The organism is Kribbella sp. NPDC055110 (assembly GCF_053607525.1).
In genome coordinates this window covers 17,231-36,874 of the sequence record NZ_JBSGTS010000033.1, presented here as the reverse complement: position 1 = coordinate 36,874, position 19,644 = coordinate 17,231, and the positions used below count along the sequence as shown (strand labels likewise).

Genomic DNA, 19,644 nt, shown 5'->3' with positions numbered 1-19,644 from the left:
GGGAGCGGTCCGCCCTCACGCCAGTCGCCCACCAAGGAACGTTTGGGTGACCAGGGGGACGGCGGGGCGGTAGGCGAGGTGTAGGTAGGTGGGGGCGTCCAGGACCGCCAGGTTGGCTTGGGTGCCGGGGGTTAGGTGGCCTAGGTCGGGGCGGCGGAGGGAGGCGGCTCCGCCGGCGGTGGCGGACCAGAGGGCTTCGGCGGGGGTCATGTGCATTTCGCGGACTGCGAGCGCGATGCAGAAGGGCATGGAGGACGAGTAGCCGGAGCCGGGGTTGCAGTCGGTGGCGAGGGCTACAGTGACGCCGGCGTCCAGGAGGCGGCGGGCGTTCGGGTACGGCGACCTGGTGGAGAACTCGATCGCGGGCAGGAGGCCGGCGACCACCCCGCTCGAGGCGAGGGCATCGACGTCGGCATCGGTGAGATAGGTGCAGTGATCTGCCGAGGCGGCGCCGACCTCGGCGGCGAGTTGGACGCCGGGGCCTTCGCCGAGCTGGTTGGCGTGTACGCGTGCCTGCAGCCCGCGCGCGATCCCCGCCTGCAGGATCGCCCGGCCTTGGTCCGCGTCGAACGCGCCGCGCTCGACGAAGACATCGACCCACTTCGAGTGCTTGGCGGCCGCGTCGAGCATCGGCCCGGTCACCAGCGCCACGTACCCGGCCGGGTCGTCCGCGTAGTCGGCCGGTACGACGTGCGCGCCGAGGTACGTCGTCTCGTCGGTGAACTGCCCCGCGATCCGCAGCGCCCGCGCCTCGTCCGCGACCGTCAGCCCGTACCCGGACTTGATCTCGACGGTCGTCGTCCCCTGGCGGCGCATCTCGGCGACGAGGCGGGCCACGTTGGCGGTCAACTGCTCGTCGGTGGCCGCGCGGGTCGCCGCCACCGTGGTGCGGATGCCGCCGGCGGAGTACGGCGTACCGGTCATGCGGGCCGCGAACTCCTCGGCCCGATCACCCGCGAACACCAGATGCGAGTGCGAGTCGACGAATCCCGGGATCACCGCCCGCCCGCCGAGGTCGACCGCACTGTCGGCCGCCGGCGCCTCGCGCCGCGATCCGACCCACGCGACAGTGCTCCCATCGATCACGAGCGCCGCGTCGTGGAGCTCACCGAGCAGCCCGCCGTGAGCGGGGTCGTTGGTCACCAACGACCCGATACCGGTCAGCAGGAGTGAGCTCATGAGGTCACCGCCGCGATCGAGGTGGACAGGGCAGATCCCACATCGATTGTCTGATGCTTGCCCGCGGCAACCACCCGCCGGCCGGAGACCACTACATCGGTGACGTCCGCGGCCGTCGCGGCGAACACGGCTGTCTCCGCAGTGCCTCCGGTGCCCGCCGTACGGACGCTGTCGAGGCGGACCGCGACGAGGTCGGCGCGGGCGCCGGGCGCGATCACCCCCGCGTCCTCGAAGCCGATCGAGCGGTGGCCGTCGACAGTTGCCGCCTTGAGGAGCTCTGCTGCGGACCAGTGCCCGCGCTCCTGCGACGCGAGGCGTTCGTCCAGTTCGACGGCTCGCATCTCCTCGAACAGGTCGATCACCGCATGGCTGTCCGAGCCGAGCGTCAGCGGCGAGCCCGCGTCCCGCAGCTGCACCGACGGACCGATCCCGTCCGCGAGATCGCGCTCGGTGGTGGGGCAGAAGCAGGAGTACGTCGCGGAGCTCCCGAGCAGCCCGATGTCGACCGGGGTCAGGTGCGTCGCATGCACCGCACTCGTCCGCCCGCTGAGGAATCCGGCCTCGTCGAGGACCTGCGTCGGGGTCCGGCCGTACGCCGCGAGGCAGGCCTCGTTCTCGGCGACCTGCTCGGACAGGTGGATATGCAGCGGTACGTCGGGAAACGCCGACGCGACCGCACCGAGCTGATCCTGCGGAACGCCGCGCACCGAATGCGCCGCCGCACCGATCACGACATCGCCAGCGCCAGTACCACCACCGGCGAGCTCGGCGACCCGGGAGGCCCACGCGGTGGCGTCGCCGTCGCTGAAGCGTTGCTGGACCTCGTTGAGCGGCTGGTCGATCCCGCCCGCGAGGTAGCAGGTGTCGAGCAGCGCGATCCGGAGGCCGGCGTCACGAGCCGCCGCGATCAGCGCCGTACCCATGGCGTTCGCGTCGTCGTACCGATGGCCGCCGGGTGCGTGGTGCAAGTAGTGGAATTCGCCGACCGCGGTGATCCCGGCGAGCAGCATCTCGGCGTACACGGCCTTCGCGAGCTCGTAGTACGTGTCGGGGGTGAGCGCGGCGGCGACGGCGTACATCTGCTCGCGCCAGGTCCAGAACGTACCGCGCTCGGTCTGCGTCCGGCCGCGGAGCGCCCGGTGGAACGCGTGACTGTGGCAGTTCGCGAGACCGGGGACGACGAGGCCGTTCAGCACCTGGGCGTCGCCGGGGTCAACACCAGCCGCCACCGAGGCGAATCGGCCGTCGACCACCGACACCAGAACTCGTCCAGCGAGACCGTCGGGAAGAAGAGCGGTCTCGCACCAGTACGACGTCACTTGGCGAGGTCCTTCAGTACGGCGGCCAATGCGTCGACGCCGGCCAGGCAGTCGTCCATCTCGGCGTACTCCGCCGGGGAATGCGAGACGCCCGTCGGGTTGCGAACGAACAGCATCGCGGTCGGGATCCCGGCGTCGGAGAACACGCCCGCGTCGTGCCCTGCGCCGGTCGGCAGCACCGGTGCGCCGTCGAGCACATTCACCAACCGGTCCCGCAACCCGGCCGGGAAGTCGACGATCGGGGACACCGACTCGGGTGTCACCTCGAGCGTCGTACCGTCGCGCTCAGCGCGTTCTGTCGCCTGCTTAGTGATTGCTGCGAGCAACGATTCGAGGGTGGCGGTGTCGGCGGCCCGGGCGTCGAGCCAGGCAGTGACCTGGGACGGTACGGCGTTGGTCCCGTTGGGCTCCACGGACAGCCGGCCGAACGTTGCGCGGGCACCGGCGAGCCGGGCCTGCTTGTTGGCGGCGAGGGCGGTCATCGCGTACGTGAGCATCGGGTCGTGCCGATCCTCCATCAGCGTCGTACCGGCATGGTTGGCCTCACCACCGAACGTGAACCGGAACCGCCCGTGCGGCCAGATCGAGCTGGCCACACCCACCGGTGCGGTCAGACCGCGCCCCTGCTCCACGTGCAACTCGACGAACGTCCCCATCCGCCGCAGCAACGGCGACGGGCCGACTCCGGCCGGGTCGAGACCGGCCTTCTCCAAGGCCTCCCCCAGCCCGACGCCGGCCCGATCCTTCAACTGCAGGGCCTTCTCGGCGGACAACACTCCGGCCGCGACCCGGGAGCCCAGACAGGGCATCCCGAACCGCGAGCCTTCTTCCTCCACGAACGCCCCGATGCCGATCGGCACCCCTGGCTCGAATCCCTCTGCCCGCAACTGGTCCACTGCCGCCAGCGCCGACACGACACCGAGCGGCCCGTCGAACGCCCCGCCGTCGATCACCGAGTCCAGATGGCTCCCGGTGACCACACCAGGTCCGTCGGAGGCACCCCACCACGCGATGAGGTTGCCGATTCCGTCGGACTCGACCTGCAGGTTGCGGGCGGCGCACTGGTCCAGGAACCAGTGCGTCGCCTCGCGTTCGGTGGGAGACCAACCGCCGCGGGTGTAGCCGCCGGTGTCCGTGTGGCGGCCGATCGCGGACTCGTCCGCCCAGAGGGATTCGAAGCTCAAGACAGTGGGTTCTTCGACAGCCAGTCCTTCGCGACCGCGTCCGCACTCTCCTTGCCGACGTCGATCCGCTTGACCAGGTCGGTCAGCGCGTCCGTGGTCAGCTTGGCGTCGACGGCGTTCAGCGTGGCGACGACGTCGTCGGACTTGTGGTCGGTCCGGATCAACGGAACGATGTTGTTCGGCGGCAGGATCTTCTCAGGATCGTCGAGCTGCACCAGGCCCTGGTCCTTGATGACCGACTGGGTGGTGAACAGGTTCGTCACCTGGATCTGGTTGTCCTCGAGCGCCTTGATGCTCAGCGGACCGCCCGCGTCCAGCGTCTTGTATTCCTTGAACTCGACGCCGTACTTCTCCTTCAGCCCCTTCAGGCCCGCCGACCGGACCTTGAACTCGGAGCTACCGCCCGCGATCAGGTTCTTGCCCTTCAGGTCAGCCAGCGACTTCAGGCTGTACTTGTCCGCGGTCGCCTTGGTGACGACGATCGTGTCCTCGTCGGCTGCCGGCGACTTGTCCAGCACCTCGAGCCCGGACGGCAGCGCCGCCTTCAGCGCGTCGTACGCCTTCTCGGGGTCTGTCTCGGTGGAGTTCTTGTCGAAGTACGCCAGCGCGGCGCCGGTGTACTCCGGCACCAGGTCGAGGGACGCGTCCTTCACGGCGGCCATGTAGGTCTCGCGGTTGCCGATGTTCGAATGCTTCTTCACCTCGATGCCCTTGGCTGCCAGGGCCTGACCGTAGATCTCCGCCAGCAGCTGGCTCTCGGAGAAGTCGGCGGACCCGACGGTGATGCTGGTCACCTTGGACGGCGCGGGCGAGGACCCCGCGTTGCCGCTGCCGAGCTGGTCGCCCCCACCCCCACAACCAGCCAGGCCGAGCACCGCCACCCCGGCGATCGCAGTACGGATGAGTGTGGATCTCAACACGAGAGCCTCCAGTGTTCTCGTTCAGCCATCGACCGGTGCCGATGGATGTATCTCAGAGGGTGTCAGGTTCGTCGGACAGTTCAGCCGAGTTTCAGTCCTTCGGAGACGGTGATCCGACCGATCAGCGCGAACACCGCGTCGAGCAGCAAGGCGAGCAGGGCCACCAGCAGCGCGCCGGTGAACATCTGCGGGAAGTCACGCAGCTTCAGCCCATCAACCACATAGCGACCGAGACCGCCGAGCGACACCAGCGCCGCGATCGTCGCCGTCGACACGATCTGCAGGGTCGCGCTGCGGACGCCGGAGATAATCAACGGCATCGCGATCGGGATCTCCACCTTGGTCAGGATCTCGCGGCCCGTCATGCCCATCCCCCGAGCGGCGTCGATCGTGGCCGGATCGACACCCGACAGACCGGCGTACGTCGAGGCCAGTATCGGCGGGATGCCGAGGGCGACCAGCGCGATCAGCACGGGGAGGAAGTCGATCCGGTTGGTCAGCAGTACGGCAAGCATCAGCAGGCCGAGGCTCGGCAGGGCGCGGGCCGCGTTGCCGAGGTTGATCGCGAGGAACGCCCCCCGGCGGGTGTGCCCGATCCGCAGCCCGATCGGCAACGCGATCACCGCAGACAGCCCGAGAGCGGCGAAGGTATACCAGACATGCTGCACGATCCGCGCCCAGATCCCCTCGTTCCCGGACCAATTGTACGAATCGGTGAGGTACTGCCACATGTCAAGCCACCTCCGCCACGGGAGTCGCGACGCGTGCCCACGGAGTCAGGATCCGCTGCAACGTGACCAGGATCAGGTCGGCGCACAGCGCCAGCAACAATGACAACACCACGCCAACCACCACCGGAGTGAGGAAGTCCTTCCCGAAGCCGAGCGTGAACAGCTCGCCCAGGCCACCGATGCCGATCACTGCACCAACACTCACCATCGAAATGTTCGCCACCGTGACCACACGTAGGCCGGTGAAGATCACCGGTACGGCGATCGGCAGGTCGACAGCGATCAGCCGGTGCATCGAGCCGTACCCGACCGCGACTGCCGACTGCCGGACCTCGGCCGGCACGGAGCGGAGTCCGTCGATCACGTTGCGGATCAGCAAGGAGACCGTATAGATCGTGAGCGCCACAATGATGTTGACCGTGGACAGCACGTGGGTACCGAGGATCGCCGGCAGCACGATGAACAGTGCGATCGACGGCAGCGAGTACAACACGCCACCGACGGCGATCAGCGGATTCGCCAGCCAGGAGTACCGGGTAGCGACGTACCCGAGCGGCACCGAAATGATCAGCCCGAGAATCACCGGGACGATCGCCAGGTAGAGATGCTCGCGCAGCTGCTCCCAGATCAAGCCGAGGTTCGCCCCGATCCAGGTCATGACAGCAAGGCCTCTGCAACGGTGGCCTGGTCGATGACGCCGATGGCCTTGCCGTCGTCGTCCACGCAGATGCCGCGACCGTTCGGCGAGGTGAGTACGGCGTCCAGCGCCGCCCGCAACGAGTCACCACGTTTGAAGACCGCGCCGACCGGCAGCAGCTCGCCTGAGGCGCTCCCATTCCGCCAGCCGATCGGTACGCCGTCCCGCAGCGCCAGCTCGGCCGGCAGCGGCTGCACAGGTAGATCGTCCGCGTACACAAACGTCAACGCGCGGTAACCACGGTCCTGCCCGACGAAGCCGCGGACGAAGTCGTCGACCGGATCGGCGAGCAGCTCGGCCGGCGGCGCGAACTGGGCCAGCTTGCCGCCGACCCGGAGAATCGCGACGTTGTCGCCGAGCTTGATCGCTTCGTCGATGTCGTGAGTAACGAACACGATCGTCTTGCCGATGTCGCGCTGCAGCCGGAGCAGCTCCTCCTGTAGCTGACTGCGGACGATCGGGTCGACCGCACTGAACGGTTCGTCCATCAACATGATGGGCGGATCGGCCGCCAGCGCGCGGGCGACGCCGACTCGTTGCTGCTGGCCACCGGACAGCTGGGCCGGGTACCTCTCGGCGAGCTTGGGGTCGAGGCCGACGCGCTCGATCAGCTCCATCGCGGTGCCGCGCGCCTGGCGTTTGTCCCAACCCAGCAGCTTCGGCACCGTGGCGATGTTGTCTACGACCGTCTTGTGCGGGAACAGGCCGGCGTTCTGGATCACGTACCCGATGCCACGCCGCAGCGTGACGGGGTCGTCGGTGTTGATGTCCTTGCCGTCGATCGAGATCGTCCCGCCGGTCCGCTCGATGGTGCGGTTGATCATCCGCAATGATGTCGTCTTACCGCATCCAGACGGACCGACAAGTACCGTGATCTGACCGCTGGGGATTGTGAGCGACAGGTCATCGACCGCGACTGTACCGTCCGGGTACCTCTTGGTGACGCTCTCGAACTCGATCATCGACGCCCCTTCTGGCGGCCGGGGGCCGCATTGGTGCTGGGTACCCGCGTTCTCGATCCTAGGCGAAGCGAGGTCAGGCCCAATCAGGTCCACAACATGTCTCAGGTGACGGACCGCGCATCCACAGAGCGATCTCCGCCGGCGATGCAGCCATTCGCTTCTGACCAACGGCGCCAACCGGTGCCGCCTGTGAGCGTCGCGACCCTGAAGAATTCAATTATTCACACGACACCTGAGGTGTGTACTCAGCATGTGTGCGGGCGTAGCTTCGGTGATATTCGCCTACGGAGGGGGATTCATGAGGCGCAATGCAACGTCCATTGGTCTCGTCCTGCTATTAGCCGCATTTGCGTTATCGCCAGCCTCTCCGGCTGCGGCGGTATCTGCACCCCAAGCGTCAACCGCCGTACGTCTCGTTCCGACGAGCCACGTTCCCTGGGGAGGGTGCACCCTTACGGTCGCCGCGCCGCAGCGTCTGACGTACTACATACACGCGTGGGCAACGCTCAAGTGCATCGGCAATGCCCCTGGGGGGATCACTATCGACCTCGGCTATGACACCTGGTACGGCAGCCACAGTGTGCAACGAGAGAACCGTTCGGTGCCGGCAGACGTCAACCAGTCGTTCGGCCTTCTGTACACATGCCCCGGCGGCACGGGCGGCACATTGCGCACGTGGTCCATGGATGCCCTGGCTCATGTCGGCTTCTACCGAAACGGAGTTCTCTACACTGCCACCTACAGCAAGACCGGGCCTAAGGCAACATTCCGCTGCTGACCCATCTGCCCTCCGCATTGAATGCCACGCCGGAGTCGGCCGCACAGTCCATAACTCGTCACAGGGGTCGTCGGTCCGGCCTGAGGCGAAGAGAAGTCGTCCGACGGGGTAGGTCGCGCTTCCCGTGCTCCGATCTCGCACATCGGAACCGGGGAGCGTGCTCGACGGCACCGCTGGGCTCGCATCATCCGACGCAGACCTGGCGGTTCGCCCTGGTCCCGGGTGGTAGTTCATCGACACCCCTCGTGTCACAAAGCCGGATGGCAGAGATCTCGTTGTTCCTGACACACGTTGACAAACTGTCGACCGCAACATCGCGGCCCGGACATTGCTTGGCCACTGCCGCCCGCCGGTCGGCTCAGGACTCCCGCATCGGAACCCTGACGCCCTTGTCGTCAGCGACCTCTACAGCCTTGTCGTAGCCGGCGTCGACGTGCCGGATGACACCCATCGCCGGGTCGTTGGTGAGCACCCGCTCCAGCTTCTGCCGGGCCAGATCGGTGCCGTCGGCAACCGACACCTGGCCGGCGTGGATCGACCGGCCGATGCCGACGCCGCCGCCGTGGTGGATCGACACCCAGGACGCGCCGCTGGCCACGTTCACCATCGCGTTCAGCAACGGCCAGTCCGCGATCGCGTCCGAGCCGTCCAGCATGCCTTCGGTCTCCCGGTACGGCGAGGCCACGCTGCCGGTGTCCAGGTGGTCGCGACCGATGACGATCGGCGCCTCGAGTTCACCCGAGGCCACCATGTCGTTGAACCGCAGCCCGGCCTTGTCGCGCTCGCCCTGGCCGAGCCAGCAGATCCGGGCCGGCAGCCCCTGGAACGCGACCCGCTCGCCGGCCAGCTTGATCCACCGGCTGAGGTGCTCGTTGTCCGGGAACAGGTCCAGGATCGCCTGGTCCGTCTTCGCGATGTCCGCCGGGTTGCCGGACAGCGCCGCCCACCGGAACGGGCCTTTTCCTTCACAGAACAACGGCCGGATGTACGCCGGCACGAAGCCGGGGAACTCGAACGCGCGGCTGTACCCCGCCTTCCGCGCCTCGTCCCGGATCGAGTTGCCGTAGTCGAACACCTCGGCGCCCGCGTCCTGGAACCCGACCATCGCCTCGACGTGCCGGGCCATCGACTCCTGCGCCTGCTGGGTGAACCCGGCCGGGTCCTTCTCGCGCGCGGTCACCCAGTCCTCGAACTCGACCCCGACCGGCAGGTACATCAGCGGGTCGTGCGCCGACGTCTGGTCGGTGACGATGTCGATCGGCGCACCGCGCTTCAGCAGGTCGGGCACGATCGTCGCCGCGTTGCCGAGCACACCGATCGACAACGGCCGCCGCGCCGCCTTCGCCTCTTCCGCCAGCCGCAGCGCTTCGTCCACGGACGACGCCCGTACGTCGAGGTAGCGGTGCTCGATGCGCCGGTCGATCCGCGAGGAGTCGACGTCGATACAGATCGCGACGCCGTCGTTCATCGTGACCGCCAGCGGCTGCGCACCACCCATACCGCCGAGGCCGGCGGTCAGCGTGATCGTCCCGGCCAGCGTGCCGCCGAACTTCTTCTCGGCGACCGCGCCGAAGGTCTCGTAGGTGCCCTGCAGGATGCCCTGCGTGCCGATGTAGATCCACGACCCGGCCGTCATCTGGCCGTACATCGTGAGCCCCATCGCCTCGAGCTTGCGGAACTCCTCCCAGGTGGCCCAGTCGCCGACCAGGTTCGAGTTCGCGATCAGCACCCGCGGCGCCCACTCGTGCGTCTGCATCACGCCGACCGGGCGGCCGGACTGGACGAGCATCGTCTCGTCGTCCTTGAGCGTGGTCAGGGTGCGCACCATCGCGTCGAACGAGTTCCAGTCGCGGGCGGCCTTGCCGGAACCGCCGTACACGACGAGTTCGTCAGGGTGCTCGGCGACCTCGGGGTCGAGGTTGTTCTGCAGCATCCGCAGCGCGGCTTCCTGCTGCCAGCCGCGGGCGGTCAGCGTGGTTCCGCGGGGCGCGCGGACGGGACGGGGTCCGGACATGGGTGATCCAGCCTTTCAGTTCAGCGGACCGGTGACGGTCTCGGCGGCGGTGACATAGGTGCCGTCGGCAACGAGCCGGACGGAGTGCTCGAGTTCGGGAGCGAGATGCCGGTCGGTACCCGGACCCTCGACGTACTCCCGCAGGGCGGCCCGGACGGCGGCGGTGGCCGGTGCCGGGTCCAGCGGCGCGCGCAGGTCGAGCGCCCGCGCGGCCGTCAGGATCTCGATCGCCAGCACCCGCTGCAGGCCGTCGACCGCCTTGCGCAGCTTGCGCGCGGCGGACCAGCCCATCGAGACGTGGTCCTCCTGCATCGCGCTGCTCGGGATCGAGTCGACGCTGGCGGGTACGGCGAGGCGCTTCAGCTCGGAGACGATCGCGGCCTGCGTGTACTGCGCGATCATGTGGCCGCTGTCGACGCCCGGATCGTCGGCCAGGAACGCGTTCAGCCCGTGGTTGCGGGCGACGTCGAGGAAACGGTCGGTACGTCGTTCGCTGATGCTGGCGAGGTCCGCGACGGCGATCGCGAGGAAGTCGAGCACGTACCCGATCGGTGCGCCGTGGAAGTTGCCGTTGGACTCGACCCGTCCGTCCGGGAGGACGACCGGGTTGTCGATCGCGGCGGCGAGCTCGTGGCCGGCCACGCTCGCGGCGTGCGCGGCGGTGTCGCGGGCGGCGCCGTGGACCTGGGGCGAGCATCGCAGCGAGTAGGCGTCCTGCACCCGGTTGCAGTCGGGACCGCGATGGCTTGCGACGATCGCGCTGTCCTTGAGGATCGCGCGGAGGTTGGCGGCGGACGCGGCCTGGCCGGGGTGCGGGCGCAGGGCCTGCAGGTCCTCGGCGAACACCCGGTCGGTCGCGAGCTGGGCCTCGACGCTCATCGCGGCGGCGAGGTCGGCGGACTTGAACAGGCGGTCGAGGTCGGCGAGCGCGAGGAGCAGCATGCCGAGCATGCCGTCGGTCCCGTTGATCAGCGCGAGGCCTTCCTTCTCGGCCAGCACGACCGGGGTCAGACCATGCTTCCGAAGCGCTTCGCCGGCGTCGAGAAGATTGCCGTCGGCATCGCGGACCTTGCCCTCACCCAGGATCGCGAGCGCGACATGGGACAGCGGGGCGAGGTCGCCGGAGCATCCGAGGCTGCCGTACTCGTGGACCACCGGCGTCAGGTGCGCGTTGAGCAGACCGGCGTACGCCTGGGCCGTCTCGACCTTCACACCGGTGCGGCCGGTGGCGAGCGTCGACAGGCGCAGCAGGGCCAGCGCCCGGACGACCTCGGTCTCCACCTCGGGACCGGAGCCGGCCGCGTGCGAGCGGATCAGGCTGCGCTGCAGTTGCGCCCGGAGCTCCGGCGCGATGTGCCGCGTGGCGAGTGCGCCGAACCCGGTCGAGACCCCGTAGTGCGGGGTGTCCGCGTGGGCCAGCGCCTCGATCGCGGCGCGCGACTTCGCGATCTCCTCGAGGGCCTGGTCGTCGATCCGTACCTGCGCGCCGTACCTCGCGACCGCGACCACTTCGGCCGGGGTCAGCGGTCCGACGCCGACATCCACAATGTGTTCCACCCGAACATTGCACCGCGCCGGATCGCTGCTGGACAGCAGCGCCGTACCACTATTCGTCTCGAATCTGAGACAACCGTCGCGACCCTCGGTAGCCGTAGAGTCCTGCCATGGTCTTCGAGATCCGGACGGCGCGTCCGGAGGATGCGGTGGGGATCGCCCGGGTCTGGGCCGCGGCGATGCCACAACTGGTGAAGACCGCGCGGGCCATCGAGCTGCAGCTGAAGCACGGTCAGAGCCAGGAGGTGCTGATCGCCGTCGACGGCGCGGACGTGGTCGGGTACGCGAACATCTACCTCCCGCCGCCGGACGCCGAGGCGCCGCGGGTGCGGGTCACGATCCAGGTGCCGCCGGAGTACCGCGGGCGCGGGATCGGGAGTGCGTTGACGACCGCGATCACAGAGCGTTGCGTGGAGCTCGGCGCCGGGCGGTTGCTGGTGGTCGTGGGTGACGACTCGCAGACGTTCGCGACCAAGCGCGGGTTCACGATCGGGCGGCGGATGTCGCACTCCGCGGCCGACCTGACCGCGGCGCGCGAGCCAGTCGCGCCGCCGGAGGGTCTGCGCGTGGCGACGTACGACGAACTGGATCCGCGACAGCTGTACGACGCCGAGGTCCAGGTGCGCGACGACGACCCCAGCGGGCTGTCGGGCGGACCGGAGTACGACGAATGGGTGCGTACGTCGTGGTCGAACCCGGACAACCGGTACGACCTGAGTGTCGCCGTACTGGACGGGGACCGGGTGCTGTCGTTCGTGACCACGACCGCGGACCCGGACAGGAAGCTGATCTGGTCGAACCTGACCGGGACGATCCCCTCGGCGCGCGGCCGCGGGCTGGCGAAGGTGGTGAAGTCCGTGGCGCTCGCTCGCGCCCGGGATGCCGGGTTCACGGTCGCGTCGACCGGGAACGACGCGGCGAACGAGCCGATGCTCGCGGTCAACCGGTGGCTCGGCTACCGGGAGACCGGAGGCGCGTGGACCGCGGAGAAGGACCTGTGAAGCGGCTCGCGATCTCGCTGACGTTCTTCCTGGTGCTGTCGCTCGTCATCGGGTACGTGCTGTCCGGGTCGTCGTTCATGGACTGGGGTGTGGCGGGCGGGCTGTTCGCGGTCGCGGTCGCCGGTGAAGGCTTCCGCTTCTGGCTGCACCGGAGCCGCGCGAAGAAACACCAATCCTCCGGGATCTGAGCCCTCCTGCTACGTCCGAAGAACCGGCGGAACGTCTCGCCAGTTGTTCGGACGTAACGAGGCGGCGGGTTACAGTGCGGTTGTGAGCGGCAACGTTCCCGCCTCGACCCGTACCCTGCGGGTCCTGACGTTCCTGGCCACGCAGCCCGGTCCCGTACCGATGGAGCGCATCGCCTCCGCGGTCGGGTTGCCGCGCTCGTCGACGTACCACTTGCTGCGGGCAATGATCGACGAGGGATTCGTCGTCCATCTGCCCGAGGAGAAGCGGTACGGGCTCGGGGTGGCGGCCTTCGAGATCGGGTCCGCGTACCTGCGGCACGATCCGCTCGAGCGGTTGGCGCGGCCGCTGCTCGCGCAGCTCGTGCACGAGGTGGGTCAGACGGCGCATCTCGGCGTACTGCATGGGCGGGAGCTGGTGTATCTGCTGAAGGAGCAGCCACCGCGGCCCGTCACATTGGTGACCGATGTCGGCGTACGACTGCCCGCCACGCTCACGGCGTCCGGTCGCGCGTTGCTGGCCGAGCTGCCGCCGGCTCAGGTACGGGCGTTGTTCCCGGCGCCGGAGTCCTTCGTACGGCGAACCGATCTCGGACCGCAGACGCTCACCCAACTGCGCCGCATCCTCGCCGAGGAGAAACGCCAGGGCTTCGCCGTAGAGGACTCCTTCATCACCCCCGGCGTCGCCTCCGTAGCCAGCGCCGCCGTAGACCACGCCGGCCACCCGGTAGCCGCCATCAGCGTCACCTTCCGCACCGACGCAGTCCCCACCACCGACCGCCCCCACCTCGCCCACAAAATCCGCCAAGCAGCCAAAGCCCTAACCCGCCGCCTCCACGGCTGAACACCTCACCGGACTACCAGGAGGACTTGGTGATGCCGGGGAGTTGGCCTTGGTGGGCTAGTTCTCGGAAGTGGATTCGGGAGAGGCCGGCTTTGCCGATGTAGCCGCGAGGGCGGCCGACGTACCCGGGTCGGCGATGATCGCCTTCAACACGGCCCGTCGCTCGGAGTAGCGGGCGACGGTCCGGCGGCAGTGGTTGTTGCGGGCGATCTTCGCCGTGGTGGCCATTTAGCGCTCTTCGCGGAAGTCGACGTGGGCGCGGAGCTTGGGGTCGTACTTGCGGATTACCAGGCGGTCGGGATTGTTCCGGCGGTTCTTGCGCGTTACATAGGTGAAGCCGGTACCCGCCGTGCTGCGGAGCTTGATGATGGGGCGGAGTTCGTTGTGCTTGGCCATGCTGTCCTCGTCTCTCACCGGTGACCCATAGGGTACTTTGTACTGGTTATCGTTTTCAACAAGACAGGAGAGCAGATGATTCCGGTGACCTTGCTGACGGGGCTCGACGACGGGTTCCGCGGCGCCGTCGCGGGGAATCTGCTGGCCGCCGCCGGCCCGCGGGGCGTTCTCGTGGAGTACGACGTGAGCACCCTGAGCGCCGGCTCCGTCGTGCGGATCGCGCGCACCGCCACCGGCGTGATCGACCGCGAGGTGATCACGATGGAGCACCCGTGCGTCTCCTGCGCGATGCGCGGATCGCTGGTCCAGCTGCTGGCGAGCATCGCGGCGGTCGAGCGGTACGACGTCGCGCTCGTCGACGTACCGACCGCCGGCGACACGCACGCGATCGCGACCGAGATCGACCACCACACCGACCTCCGCGTCGACACGGTCATCACCACCGTCGACACGAGCACCGCGATCGCCGACCTCACCGGCGAGGAGCTGATCCGCGAGCGCGGCATCCCGACCGCAGCCGAGGACGGTCGCGCAATCGCCGAGGTCGCAATCAGGAAGCTCGAGTACGCCGACGCAGCCGTTCTCACCACCGACGACGACACCACCCGCGCGCTCGTCCAGGCGATCAACCCGAGGCTCCTGATCAAGACCAGTCCGTCCGGCCTGCTCGGCGTACGGCTGCATGTTCCGGGCGCCACCGTCGAACCCGGCTCGATCGCGGCACCGTCAGAACGCACCTTCGTCTGGCAGTCGGGTCGCCCGTTCCACCCCGAGAGGCTGTACGACGCCCTCGAGGAGCTGGTCGCCGGCACGGCCCGCGGCCGCGGCACGCTCTGGATCGCGACCCAGCACCGCAACCGGCTCAGCTGGGACAGCTTCGGCACGAACGTGTCGATCGGCGTCCTCGGTCCGTGGCTGGCCGACCTCCCCGCCGATCGCTGGAGTGCCGTCGGGCAGCAGCACCAGGCGCGGTCGGCCCTCGAATGGCATCCCGAGTACGGCGACCGCGCGTCGTACCTCTCACTGACCGGTGTCGACCTGGACGTCCGGGAATTACGCGAGCGCCTCGATGGTTGTGTCCTCCGTGCGGACGAAGCGGTTCATCCACTGACCGATCCGTTCGCCCCCTACTTGGAAGGAAGTACAGCAGCATGAAGAAGGACATCCATCCCGATTACCGCCGGGTCGTCTTCCGGGACAAGTCCGGCAACTTCAGCTTCCTCACCGGTTCGACCCGCGAGAGCAACGAGACCATCGAGTGGCACGACGGGAATACCTACCCGGTCGTCGACGTCGAGATCTCGTCCGCGAGCCACCCGTTCTACACGGGTCAGCAGCGCGTGATGGACACCCAGGGCCGCGTGGAGAAGTTCCGCAAGCGCTACGGCCAGAAGTAACGCCGTACCCCAACGGCCCGCTCGAGTCCTCGAGCGGGCCGTTTCGCATGTCCCGGGAGCCGACTTTGTGCACCACATATGTGTCCGGCGGCCGTTCGAGTACGGATCCGGTGCACAAAGACGGTCTGTCTCGGATTCGAGACGCGAAGGGGCGTGGGGTGCTGGGTGTGAGCGGGTGGGGCGGATCACACTGTGCGCATGGAGCCGGTTGAACTCACGGGCGCGGGGCTGTCGCCGTTGGAGGCGGTGGCGCTCGGGCAGCGGCGTACGGCGGTGCGGTTGAGCGACGACGCGCGGAAGCGGATGTACGAGTCGGCGCAGGTGGTGGCCGAGGTCGCTAGCCGGCGGCCGGTGTACGGGCGGACCACGGGCGTCGGGGCGAACCGTGACGTACTGACGTCCGACCCGGAGCACGGCGCGCGACTGCTCGCATCGCATTCCACGACCGGTACGACGTCGTTCCCGAAGGACGTCGTACGGCTCGGGCTGCTGATCCGGGTCAACCAGCTCGCGGCGGGCGGGTCCGGGCTCGACCCGGCGGTGGCCGACGCGATCGTTGGTCTGCTCAACGACGACGACCTGCCCGACCTGCACCGTGGCGGCGCGATCGGCACCGGCGACCTCGGTCCGCTCGCCGAACTCGGGCTCGCGCTCGGCGACGTCATCGACGGAACCAGTGCGCTCCCGCTGCTGTCCAGCAATGCGTTCACGCTTGCCGAGTGCTGCCTCGCGTACGTCGAGGCCGCCACACTGATCAATGTCGTACCGCTGGTCGGCGCCCTCTCGCACGTCGCGCTCCGCGGCAACGCCGAGGTGTACGACGTGCGCGTCCACGAGGCCCGTCCGCAGCCGGGGCAAGTCCGGGTCGCCCGTCGGATGCGGGACCTGCTCGACGAGCTACCGCTCCGTCCCGCCCGGGTGCAGGATCCGTTCGGATTAAGGGCTTTCGCGCAGGTCCTCGGGCCCGCCGTCGACCATGCCGATGCCTTGGGCAACAGTGTGCGGATCGACATCAACGCGGCCGCGGAGAACCCGCTGGTGAGCGGCGGCACCGTGCTGCACAACGGCAACTGGCACGCGATGCCGATCGCGCTCGCACTCGACTCGCTGCGCCTCAGCCTGCACAGCGTCGCGACCCTCTCGACCACCCGCGTGGCGAACCTGGTCGACCCGGACTACACCGGCCTCAGCCGGTTCCTGGCCAGCGGCGCCGAGGCGAGCTCGGGCGTGATGATGATCGAGTACGTCGCCCATGACGCGCTCGCCGCGGTTCGGTCGGCCGCGCAGCCCGCGACTCTCGGTACCGCGACGCTGTCCCGCGGCGCCGAGTTGCACGCCAGCTTCGCGCCGCAAGCCGCCGTACTGACGAAGCAACTCCTCGACGCCCTCCGCGAAGTCCTCGCCAGCGAGCTCGTGACCGCCGTCCGCGCGATCCGCCTGGCCGGCCTGACTCCCAACGATCTCGCCCCGGCGGCCGTAGGTCCGTGGCTGACGGATGCCCTCGCGACCCTGCCCGACGACCTCGCCGACCGATCGCTCCGCGAAGACCTGGAGATCGCCCGCGGCGTCCTCACCCAATGGGGCGACCGCCAGGTCGAACATCCCGCCGAATCGGGCTAAAGACGGACGAGCATCTTGCCGACGTTCTGGCCGCGTAGCATTGCTAGGAAAGCGTCGACCATTTGGTCGATCCCGTGGACGACGGTCTCGTCGGAGACCACAGCACCCGACTGCAGATGCGGCGTCAGAAGGTCGATCAGCTCGGGGCGCAGATCGAGGTTGTTGCGGACCAGGAACCCTTCCAGCCGCAGCTCCTTCTCGACGATGTCGTACAGGTTCCGCGGCGCGACCTCGGCCTGATGGTTGTATGTCGACACCGCACCGCACCACGCGATCCGGCCGTTCTGCTTCAGTACGTCGATCGCCGCGGCCAGGTGCTCACCGCCGACGTTGTCGAGATACGCGTCGACACCGTCCGGTGCGGCGGCGGCCAACTGCTCGACCAGATCACCGTTCCGGTAGTTGATCGCCGCGTCGAACCCGACCTCGGCGACCAGGTGCTTCGCCTTCTCGTCCGACCCGGTCGTACCGATCACGCGGCCGGCGCCGAGCAGTTTCGCGATCCGCGCCGCCGCCGTACCGACTCCGCCGGCGGCTGCCGACACCAGGAACGTCTCGCCAGGCTGAAGGTTCAGGACGCGCTTGAGGCCGACGTACGCGCTCAGCCCGGTGCCACCTAGGATCCCGAGATGTGCAGACAGCGGTACGCCGGGAGTCTCGTCGATCCGGCGACTCGCCTCGGGAGTGACGACTGCGTGTGTGCGCCAGCCTTGCCCGTGAAACACGATGTCGCCGACGGTGTACTCCGGGGTTTCGCTCTGGACGACCCGCCCAAGAGCTCGACCTTCGCCCGGGGTGTTCAGCGGCCACAACTCGTCGACGTCCATCAGTTGGCGCATGTACGGATCGACCGACAGCCAAAGGTTCTCGACCAAAGCAGTGCCTGGCCGGGCGATGAGCGGCGGTGACTGCACCGACGCGAAGAGGTCGGCGGTAGGGACGCCGTCGGGACGGCCGATCAGCTGGATCTCTCGCATCAGGTCATCCAAGATCAGCCGACGGTGGCGCCACCAGAGAGTTAGCGTAGTGCTTAATGATCAGCTACCGGCTCGGCGTCGACGACCTCGCCGACATGCGCTTCGCGTGCTCGCCGCTGCTCGAGACCGCGACCAGCCTGTGGGCGCTGACCGAGCCGTCCAGTCACGTCGTACACCTGCCCTGGATCCGCCGGACGAGCGCGCTGCTGCACAACCACCCGGAGCGCGAACTGCTGATGACGCTGGTCGCTCCGGAGGTTCACTGGCTGCCCGACTTCATCACGCCACGACCCTCCTCACCGCTGCCGGACGTCGAGGAGGAGCTCGCGAAGGTCCGCGCGACCCCGCCGCGCCGCGCGGTGGCCGACGTGATCCGCGCGTACGACGGTCGCCGCCTCCCGCCCGTCCTCGAGCAGCTGTGCGAGACCCCGCGCCGGCTCCGCGATCGGATCGGTACGGCGATCGCGTCGTACTGGGAACTCGCCGTGGAGCCGCATTGGCCCCGGATGCGGATGCTGCTCGAAGCCGACATGATCCACCGCGCACAACTGCTCGCCCGCGACGGTGCGGCCGCAGTGCTGACCGGGTTGGATCCATCAGCACAGTGGTCCGACGGCGTACTGCGGCTGCGAGTCTCGTCGTACCGGCTCGACTACGACACCGACGTACGCGGCCGGGGCTTCTGGCTGGTGCCGACGCTGTTCGCGAAGCACGCGATCAGTCCGGTCGACCCGTCCGAGCCTCCGACCGTCGCGTACCCGGCGCGCGGCATCGGCACCCTCTGGTCGCCGCAGAGCGCACCGACGTCCCGCGCGCTGGAAGTCCTGCTGGGTAGACCGCGGGCGTCCCTGCTGACCGATCTCGCTGCCCCGACCTCCACCCGGGAACTCGCCCGACGGCGTGCGGTCTCCCCCAGCGCCATCTCCCAGCACCTGACCGCTCTCCTGGCCGTCGGTCTGGTCTCGCGCTCCCGGGCCGGCCGAGTCGTCCTGTATGCGCGGACTCCCCTGGCCGACCAGCTGATCGATCAGAGCCGGTTGTAGGCCTTCAACGTGCGGAGGGCGCCGACTGTGACGATGCCGCGGTACTCGAGGGTGGCGGCCGGGCCGGGCGGTTCCCACCTGATCGCCCAGCCGCCGTCGTCTTGCTGGTCCTCGATCAGGCGGTCGAGGTGCGCGTCGAGCTGGGCGTCGGTGAAGAGCGGGCGCCAGAAGCTGTCCGGAGCCGGCGCGAACTGCAGCGGAGTCACGCCGTACGTCGGGTCCGCGACATCGGCACGGTAGTGCCCGAGCTTGGGGAGCCACTCGCGGATGCGGTCGAAGTCGACGCCGTCCGAGTGCTCCAGGAACGTGAGCGCCTCGAGCATGCCGTGCGCGTCCTCCGGGAAACCCTCAGCCAACTGCGTAGCGCACCACACGGCGGCGCGGTCGCGCCACGGGTGCTCGATGCCGAGCTTGTGCAGCCGGCCGACCAGGCCCGCAGTCGGGTTGATGCCGGGTTGGTAGGTCCACTCAGAGATGTGCTCGGCGCGTGGGTAGCCCTCCACGGCCGGGCCGCACAACGGCACGGCACCGTCGGCCGTCGCGGTCTGGTCGAGCCAGTCCGCCGCCCGCCGGATCATCTCTTCGTCCCGAGCGCCGGCCGCGAGCATCGTGTCGAACGCGACCTCGACGTCCAGCGGCAGACTGTCTGGACACCGCTTGTCCGGCTCCAGCCCCTGCCCGAACCCGCCGTCGGCGTTCTGGAACCCACGCAGCGCGTCGATCACGCCCTGCGGATCAGCCCCCTCGAAAACCGTCCCGAAGAGCCGCCGCTCGAGCACCCGAGCGTCCCGCCGTACAAAGTCCCGCCCTGCCGTGAAGATGTCCATGCCCCCACCCTTACCC

General features: G+C 68.7%; 19 protein-coding genes and 1 pseudogene. 7 read left to right on the top strand and 13 right to left on the bottom strand.

The genetic code is table 11. The annotated features are described in order from the left end of the window. Positions 1–15: 15 nt before the first annotated feature. From hutI to hutH, 9 genes are all read right to left on the bottom strand, one after another. Positions 16–1,179 carry an imidazolonepropionase gene (gene hutI, locus ACWF0M_RS34110; RefSeq protein ID WP_452239864.1) on the bottom strand — a complete coding sequence of 388 codons (1,164 nt, stop codon included), beginning with the start codon at positions 1,177–1,179 and terminating at the stop codon, positions 16–18. Then, complete coding sequence (locus tag ACWF0M_RS34105) at positions 1,176–2,498, bottom strand: formimidoylglutamate deiminase (RefSeq protein WP_452239863.1); 1,323 nt, start codon at positions 2,496–2,498, stop codon at positions 1,176–1,178. The genes hutI and ACWF0M_RS34105 overlap by 4 nt, the downstream gene beginning before the upstream one ends. Continuing rightward, positions 2,495–3,682 carry an allantoate amidohydrolase gene (locus tag ACWF0M_RS34100; RefSeq protein WP_452239862.1) on the bottom strand — a complete coding sequence of 396 codons (1,188 nt, stop codon included), beginning with the start codon at positions 3,680–3,682 and terminating at the stop codon, positions 2,495–2,497. Before ACWF0M_RS34100 ends, ACWF0M_RS34105 begins: the two co-directional genes overlap by 4 nt. Then, positions 3,679–4,602, bottom strand: coding sequence for an ABC transporter substrate-binding protein (locus ACWF0M_RS34095; RefSeq protein ID WP_452239861.1), 924 nt, complete (start codon positions 4,600–4,602; stop codon positions 3,679–3,681). Before ACWF0M_RS34095 ends, ACWF0M_RS34100 begins: the two co-directional genes overlap by 4 nt. 80 nt (positions 4,603–4,682) lie before the next feature. Further along, complete coding sequence (locus tag ACWF0M_RS34090) at positions 4,683–5,333, bottom strand: ABC transporter permease (protein ID WP_452239860.1); 651 nt, start codon at positions 5,331–5,333, stop codon at positions 4,683–4,685. A gap of 1 nt (position 5,334) precedes the next feature. Beyond that, positions 5,335–5,991 carry an ABC transporter permease gene (locus tag ACWF0M_RS34085; RefSeq protein ID WP_452239859.1) on the bottom strand — a complete coding sequence of 219 codons (657 nt, stop codon included), beginning with the start codon at positions 5,989–5,991 and terminating at the stop codon, positions 5,335–5,337. Continuing rightward, positions 5,988–6,992, bottom strand: a complete 1,005-nt coding sequence (locus ACWF0M_RS34080) for an ABC transporter ATP-binding protein (protein WP_452239858.1) — start codon at positions 6,990–6,992, stop codon at positions 5,988–5,990. The genes ACWF0M_RS34085 and ACWF0M_RS34080 overlap by 4 nt, the downstream gene beginning before the upstream one ends. Positions 6,993–8,128: 1,136 nt before the next feature. Then, positions 8,129–9,784: a urocanate hydratase gene (gene hutU / locus ACWF0M_RS34075; RefSeq protein WP_452239857.1), complete on the bottom strand. Its 1,656-nt coding sequence runs from the start codon at positions 9,782–9,784 to the stop codon at positions 8,129–8,131. A 15-nt stretch (positions 9,785–9,799) separates the two neighbouring features. Beyond that, complete coding sequence (gene hutH / locus ACWF0M_RS34070; RefSeq protein ID WP_452239856.1) at positions 9,800–11,341, bottom strand: histidine ammonia-lyase; 1,542 nt, start codon at positions 11,339–11,341, stop codon at positions 9,800–9,802. A 107-nt stretch (positions 11,342–11,448) separates the two neighbouring features. On the opposite strand from hutH, the gene ACWF0M_RS34065 reads away from it, so the two are divergent. The 3 genes from ACWF0M_RS34065 to ACWF0M_RS34055 all read left to right on the top strand — a co-directional run bounded on the left by ACWF0M_RS34065 (position 11,449) and on the right by ACWF0M_RS34055 (position 13,368). Next, on the top strand, positions 11,449–12,339 hold the full coding sequence (locus ACWF0M_RS34065; RefSeq protein ID WP_452239855.1) for a GNAT family N-acetyltransferase: 891 nt from the start codon (positions 11,449–11,451) through the stop codon (positions 12,337–12,339). Further along, positions 12,336–12,527, top strand: coding sequence for a hypothetical protein (locus ACWF0M_RS34060; protein ID WP_452239854.1), 192 nt, complete (start codon positions 12,336–12,338; stop codon positions 12,525–12,527). The genes ACWF0M_RS34065 and ACWF0M_RS34060 overlap by 4 nt, the downstream gene beginning before the upstream one ends. 82 nt (positions 12,528–12,609) lie before the next feature. Beyond that, complete coding sequence (locus ACWF0M_RS34055; protein WP_452239853.1) at positions 12,610–13,368, top strand: IclR family transcriptional regulator; 759 nt, start codon at positions 12,610–12,612, stop codon at positions 13,366–13,368. Between the two features lie 13 nt (positions 13,369–13,381). On the opposite strand, the pseudogene ACWF0M_RS34050 reads toward ACWF0M_RS34055, so the two are convergent. Both ACWF0M_RS34050 and rpmG read right to left on the bottom strand, forming a co-directional pair. After that, positions 13,382–13,596: pseudogene (locus ACWF0M_RS34050) on the bottom strand (30S ribosomal protein S14). Beyond that, the gene (rpmG, locus tag ACWF0M_RS34045; protein WP_452239887.1) at positions 13,597–13,764 is read right to left on the bottom strand and encodes a 50S ribosomal protein L33; all 168 of its coding nucleotides are present in this window, start codon (positions 13,762–13,764) and stop codon (positions 13,597–13,599) included. A gap of 75 nt (positions 13,765–13,839) precedes the next feature. On the opposite strand from rpmG, the gene ACWF0M_RS34040 reads away from it, so the two are divergent. From ACWF0M_RS34040 to ACWF0M_RS34030, 3 genes are all read left to right on the top strand, one after another. Further along, positions 13,840–14,919 carry a CobW family GTP-binding protein gene (locus ACWF0M_RS34040; protein WP_452239852.1) on the top strand — a complete coding sequence of 360 codons (1,080 nt, stop codon included), beginning with the start codon at positions 13,840–13,842 and terminating at the stop codon, positions 14,917–14,919. Further along, positions 14,916–15,161, top strand: a complete 246-nt coding sequence (locus tag ACWF0M_RS34035) for a type B 50S ribosomal protein L31 (RefSeq protein ID WP_130388072.1) — start codon at positions 14,916–14,918, stop codon at positions 15,159–15,161. Before ACWF0M_RS34040 ends, ACWF0M_RS34035 begins: the two co-directional genes overlap by 4 nt. A gap of 198 nt (positions 15,162–15,359) precedes the next feature. Next, entirely contained in the window at positions 15,360–16,781 is a 1,422-nt protein-coding gene (locus ACWF0M_RS34030) for an aromatic amino acid lyase (protein WP_452239851.1), read from the top strand. On the opposite strand, the gene ACWF0M_RS34025 is transcribed toward ACWF0M_RS34030, so the two are convergent. Continuing rightward, positions 16,778–17,758 (bottom strand): NADP-dependent oxidoreductase, encoded by a 981-nt coding sequence (locus tag ACWF0M_RS34025; protein ID WP_452239850.1) that lies wholly within the window; start codon positions 17,756–17,758, stop codon positions 16,778–16,780. The genes ACWF0M_RS34030 and ACWF0M_RS34025 overlap by 4 nt on opposite strands. 56 nt (positions 17,759–17,814) lie before the next feature. Here ACWF0M_RS34025 and ACWF0M_RS34020 point away from each other — a divergent pair, with 56 nt between their 5' ends. Beyond that, on the top strand, positions 17,815–18,801 hold the full coding sequence (locus ACWF0M_RS34020) for a DUF5937 family protein (RefSeq protein WP_452239849.1): 987 nt from the start codon (positions 17,815–17,817) through the stop codon (positions 18,799–18,801). Here the strand turns inward: ACWF0M_RS34020 and ACWF0M_RS34015 are convergent. Next, positions 18,786–19,628, bottom strand: a complete 843-nt coding sequence (locus tag ACWF0M_RS34015) for a hypothetical protein (protein ID WP_452239848.1) — start codon at positions 19,626–19,628, stop codon at positions 18,786–18,788. The genes ACWF0M_RS34020 and ACWF0M_RS34015 overlap by 16 nt on opposite strands. Between the last annotated feature and the right edge of the window lie 16 nt (positions 19,629–19,644).

Coding starts and splice junctions, on each gene's coding strand:
- hutI (WP_452239864.1), bottom strand. CDS start 1,179: ATGAGCTCACTCCTGCTGACCGGTATCGGGTCGTTGGTGACCAACGAC.
- ACWF0M_RS34090 (WP_452239860.1), bottom strand. CDS start 5,333: ATGTGGCAGTACCTCACCGATTCGTACAATTGGTCCGGGAACGAGGGG.
- ACWF0M_RS34085 (WP_452239859.1), bottom strand. CDS start 5,991: ATGACCTGGATCGGGGCGAACCTCGGCTTGATCTGGGAGCAGCTGCGC.
- ACWF0M_RS34080 (WP_452239858.1), bottom strand. CDS start 6,992: ATGATCGAGTTCGAGAGCGTCACCAAGAGGTACCCGGACGGTACAGTC.
- hutU (WP_452239857.1), bottom strand. CDS start 9,784: ATGTCCGGACCCCGTCCCGTCCGCGCGCCCCGCGGAACCACGCTGACC.
- ACWF0M_RS34065 (WP_452239855.1), top strand. CDS start 11,449: ATGGTCTTCGAGATCCGGACGGCGCGTCCGGAGGATGCGGTGGGGATC.
- rpmG (WP_452239887.1), bottom strand. CDS start 13,764: ATGGCCAAGCACAACGAACTCCGCCCCATCATCAAGCTCCGCAGCACG.
- ACWF0M_RS34040 (WP_452239852.1), top strand. CDS start 13,840: ATGATTCCGGTGACCTTGCTGACGGGGCTCGACGACGGGTTCCGCGGC.
- ACWF0M_RS34035 (WP_130388072.1), top strand. CDS start 14,916: ATGAAGAAGGACATCCATCCCGATTACCGCCGGGTCGTCTTCCGGGAC.
- ACWF0M_RS34030 (WP_452239851.1), top strand. CDS start 15,360: ATGGAGCCGGTTGAACTCACGGGCGCGGGGCTGTCGCCGTTGGAGGCG.
- ACWF0M_RS34025 (WP_452239850.1), bottom strand. CDS start 17,758: ATGCGAGAGATCCAGCTGATCGGCCGTCCCGACGGCGTCCCTACCGCC.
- ACWF0M_RS34020 (WP_452239849.1), top strand. CDS start 17,815: ATGATCAGCTACCGGCTCGGCGTCGACGACCTCGCCGACATGCGCTTC.
- ACWF0M_RS34015 (WP_452239848.1), bottom strand. CDS start 19,628: ATGGACATCTTCACGGCAGGGCGGGACTTTGTACGGCGGGACGCTCGG.